Annotated in this window: 1 tRNA gene and 1 rRNA gene; both read left to right on the top strand. The window is 49.9% G+C overall.

The features are described 5' to 3' along the window. Positions 1-76 (top strand) — tRNA-Ala (locus JAO78_RS16475). 190 nt (positions 77-266) lie between these two features. Next, a 23S ribosomal RNA gene (locus JAO78_RS16480) occupies positions 267-3,151 on the top strand. Positions 3,152-3,192: the final 41 nt, after the last annotated feature.

The following is a 3,192-nucleotide window of genomic DNA, read 5'->3' on the forward strand; positions in this document are numbered from 1 at the left end:
GGGGTTATAGCTCAGCTGGGAGAGCGCCTGCCTTGCACGCAGGAGGTCAGCGGTTCGATCCCGCTTAACTCCACCACTTCTGGTTTTAAACCGGCTCTAGGAATTCAAATATAAGTGCTTAGTCTATAAGTGTTTATATTTGAGTTTAATCTCAAAACTGCTCTTTAACAATTTGGCAAGCTGATGTAAAAAGTAAAAAAACTAAGGTTACATTTAATTGTATACCTTATTCACACTGTACACTTCAAGACATTTTGGGGTTGTATGGTTAAGTGACTAAGCGTACACGGTGGATGCCTTGGCAGTCAGAGGCGATGAAGGACGTACTAACCTGCGAAAAGCTATGGGGAGCCGGTAAGAGGCATTATATCCGTAGATATCCGAATGGGGAAACCCAGTGAGTTTACTCACTATCGCTACATGAATACATAGTGTAGCGAGGCAAACCGGGAGAACTGAAACATCTAAGTACCCCGAGGAAAAGAAATCAACCGAGATTCCGTTAGTAGCGGCGAGCGAACGCGGAGTAGCCCTTAAGCTATATTGGTGTTAGTGGAATACTCTGGAAAGGGTAGCGATACAGGGTGATAGCCCCGTACACGACAATGCTTTTATAGTGAAAACGAGTAGGACGGGACACGTGGTATCCTGTTTGAACATGGGGGGACCATCCTCCAAGGCTAAATACTCCTGACTGACCGATAGTGAACCAGTACCGTGAGGGAAAGGCGAAAAGAACCCCTGTAAGGGGAGTGAAATAGAACCTGAAACCGTGTACGTACAAGCAGTGGGAGCACCTTCGTGGTGTGACTGCGTACCTTTTGTATAATGGGTCAGCGACTTACATTCTGTAGCGAGGTTAACCGAATAGGGGAGCCGTAGGGAAACCGAGTCTTAACTGGGCGAATAGTTGCAGGGTGTAGACCCGAAACCGGGCGATCTATCCATGAGCAGGTTGAAGGTTGGGTAACACTAACTGGAGGACCGAACCCACTAATGTTGAAAAATTAGGGGATGACTTGTGGATCGGAGTGAAAGGCTAATCAAGCTCGGAGATATCTGGTTCTCCTCGAAAGCTATTTAGGTAGCGCCTCGAGCGAATACCATTGGGGGTAGAGCACTGTTTGGGCTAGGGGGTCATCCCGACTTACCAACCCCATGCAAACTCCGAATACCAATGAGTACTACTCGGGAGACACACGGCGGGTGCTAACGTCCGTCGTGAAAAGGGAAACAACCCAGACCGCCAGCTAAGGTCCCAAAGTAATGATTAAGTGGAAAACGATGTGGGAAGGCATAGACAGCTAGGAGGTTGGCTTAGAAGCAGCCACCCTTTAAAGAAAGCGTAATAGCTCACTAGTCGAGTCGGCCTGCGCGGAAGATGTAACGGGGCTAAAATCATTCACCGAAGCTGCGGACTTGCATTATGTGCAAGTGGTAGAGGAGCGTTCTGTAAGCCTGCGAAGGTGTCTTGAGAAGGATGCTGGAGGTATCAGAAGTGCGAATGCTGACATGAGTAACGATAAGGGGAGTGAAAAACTTCCCCGCCGAAAGACCAAGGGTTCCTATCCCATGCTAATCAGGGTAGGGTGAGTCGGCTCCTAAGGCGAGGCTGAAAGGCGTAGTCGATGGGAAACAGGTTAATATTCCTGTACCGGCCAATACTGCGATGGGGGGACGGAGAAAGCTAGGCAAGCGCGGCGTTGGTAGTCCGCGTGAAAGTGTGTAGGTTGAGAGACTAGGAAAATCCGGTTTCTTAAGACTGAGACACGAGACGAGTCACTAAGGTGATGAAGTTGCTAACGCTATGCTTCCAGGAAAAGCCTCTAAGCTTCAGGTATTGGTGACCGTACCCTAAACCGACACAGGTGGTCAGGTAGAGCATACCAAGGCGCTTGAGAGAACTCGGCTGAAGGAACTAGGCAAAATAGTACCGTAACTTCGGGAGAAGGTACGCTCTTTGATGTGAAGCCCTTGCGGTGTAAGCATTGGAGAGTCGCAGTGACCAGCTGGCTGCAACTGTTTATTAAAAACACAGCACTCTGCAAACACGTAAGTGGACGTATAGGGTGTGACACCTGCCCGGTGCCGGAAGGTTAATTGATGGGGTTAGCGCAAGCGAAGCTCTTGATCGAAGCCCCGGTAAACGGCGGCCGTAACTATAACGGTCCTAAGGTAGCGAAATTCCTTGTCGGGTAAGTTCCGACCTGCACGAATGGTGTAATGATGGCCAGGCTGTCTCCAGCCGAGACTCAGTGAAATTGAAATTGCGGTGAAGATGCCGTATACCCGCGGCTAGACGGAAAGACCCCGTGAACCTTTACTATAGCTTGGCACTGAACATTGACCCTACATGTGTAGGATAGGTGGGAGGCTTTGAAGTTGGAACGCTAGTTCTGATGGAGCCGTCCTTGAAATACCACCCTTGTATGTTTGATGTTCTAACGTAGGTCCCTGAATCGGGATTGCGGACAGTGTCTGGTGGGTAGTTTGACTGGGGCGGTCTCCTCCTAAAGAGTAACGGAGGAGCACGAAGGTTGGCTAAGTACGGTCGGACATCGTACGGTTAGTGTAATGGTAGAAGCCAGCTTAACTGCGAGACAGACACGTCGAGCAGGTACGAAAGTAGGTCATAGTGATCCGGTGGTTCTGTATGGAAGGGCCATCGCTCAACGGATAAAAGGTACTCCGGGGATAACAGGCTGATACCGCCCAAGAGTTCATATCGACGGCGGTGTTTGGCACCTCGATGTCGGCTCATCACATCCTGGGGCTGAAGTCGGTCCCAAGGGTATGGCTGTTCGCCATTTAAAGTGGTACGCGAGCTGGGTTTAGAACGTCGTGAGACAGTTCGGTCCCTATCTGCCGTGGGCGTTGGATGATTGAGTGGAGTTGCTCCTAGTACGAGAGGACCGGAGTGAACGAACCGCTGGTGTTCGGGTTGTCATGCCAATGGCATTGCCCGGTAGCTACGTTCGGAACGGATAACCGCTGAAAGCATCTAAGCGGGAAGCCGGCCACAAGATGAGTCATCCCTTAGACTTCGAGTCTACTAAAGGGTCGTTGAAGACCACAACGTTGATAGGTGAGGTGTGGAAGCGTGGTGACACGTTAAGCTAACTCATACTAATTGCCCGAGAGGCTTAACCATACAACGCCCAAGATGTTTTAAGAAAAGAATACAGTGTGAAT

The organism is Alishewanella maricola, assembly GCF_016343785.1.
Lineage (GTDB): Bacteria > Pseudomonadota > Gammaproteobacteria > Enterobacterales > Alteromonadaceae > Alishewanella > Alishewanella maricola.